At 63.6% G+C, this 1197-nt stretch carries 1 pseudogene; it reads right to left on the bottom strand.

What is annotated here, in order from left to right:
• Positions 1-211: 211 nt before the first annotated feature.
• Positions 212-1036 (bottom strand): annotated as a pseudogene (locus JX325_RS17235) (stage 0 sporulation family protein); the annotation flags it as partial.
• Positions 1037-1197: the final 161 nt, after the last annotated feature.

Here is a 1197-nt window from a genome sequence, read left to right as displayed (position 1 = left end):
GTCCCTCGGGACGGGGGGCGCTCCGGCGGCGTCCGCCCCGGTGGCGGTGGCGGGGTTTTCCGGTGTCGCTTCCCTCGATGCTCATCTTCTCCCGGCGGGGGGCCTCCGCCAGGTGGTCGTCGGTGTAATAGGAGGTGGAGAACACGGGCTGAATCAGCTCCTCCTCCCGCTCCTCCACAAAGCGGGCGGTGCGCTCGGGAATCTCAATGCCCTCCCGGCTGCCCTTGCCGTTGCGGAGGACCTGGATCTCACAGGCCCGGTAGGTCTTCAAATTCTCCGGCCCGCTGTCCAGGCTGACCTTCACCCGCTCCCGCAGCAGCTCCACGCCCTTCACGTTGCCCGGCCCGTCGGGGGTCTGGACGAAGGACTCCAGCTTGGGCATCCGCTTGGCGGCGTCCTCATAGGCGTTCTGCTCGTACTTGAGGCAGCACATCAGCCGCCCGCAGGTGCCGGAGATCTTGGTGGGGTTCAGGCTCAAATTCTGGGTCTTGGCCATCTTGATGGAAACCGGCATAAACCCGTCCAAAAACTGGGAGCAGCAGAAGGGCCGCCCGCAGATGCCAAGGCCCCCGATCATCTTCGCCTCGTCCCGGACACCGATCTGCCTGAGCTCAATCCGCGCCCGGAAGACAGAAGCCAAATCCCGGACCAGCTCCCGGAAGTCCACCCGCCCGTCGGCGGTGAAATAGAACACGATCTTGTTGCTGTCAAAGCCCACGGAGACGTTGACCAGCTTCATCTCCAGGCCATGGTCGGCGATTTTGCCCTCGCAGATGTCGAAGGCGTCCCGCTCCCGTTTCCGGTTGTACTCCACCACCCGGANGTCGTTTTCCGTGGCCCGGCGGACAATGGCGCTGAGGGGCTTGACGATGGCCTCGTCTGCCACCTCGTGATTCNCCTGGGTGCAGGTGGCAAACTCCAGGCCCTGGGCGGTCTGGACGATGACATTCTCCCCCATGCGGACCTGGATGCCCTTGGGGTCGAAGAAATAGGTCTTGCTGCCGCCCCGAAAGCGGACGCTGATGACTTCAGTCAAAATAACTCCTCCAATTCANCGGCCAGGGCCCCCAGCACATGGCCGGGACCCACGTTGTAGCCGCACTCTCGCCGGTATTGTTTCATGAGCTCTATTGTGCGCACAAGCTGCGTTTTTGTCAAGCGCTTCCCCAGTTCCTCCGCAAGCGCCCGGTCCCCGTC

It is taken from the genome of Oscillibacter sp. CU971, from assembly GCF_905219725.1.
Classification (GTDB): Bacteria; Bacillota; Clostridia; order Oscillospirales; family Oscillospiraceae; genus Oscillibacter.
Note: the sequence above shows the minus strand (reverse complement) of the source record. Positions and strands in the feature narration are given on the sequence as shown.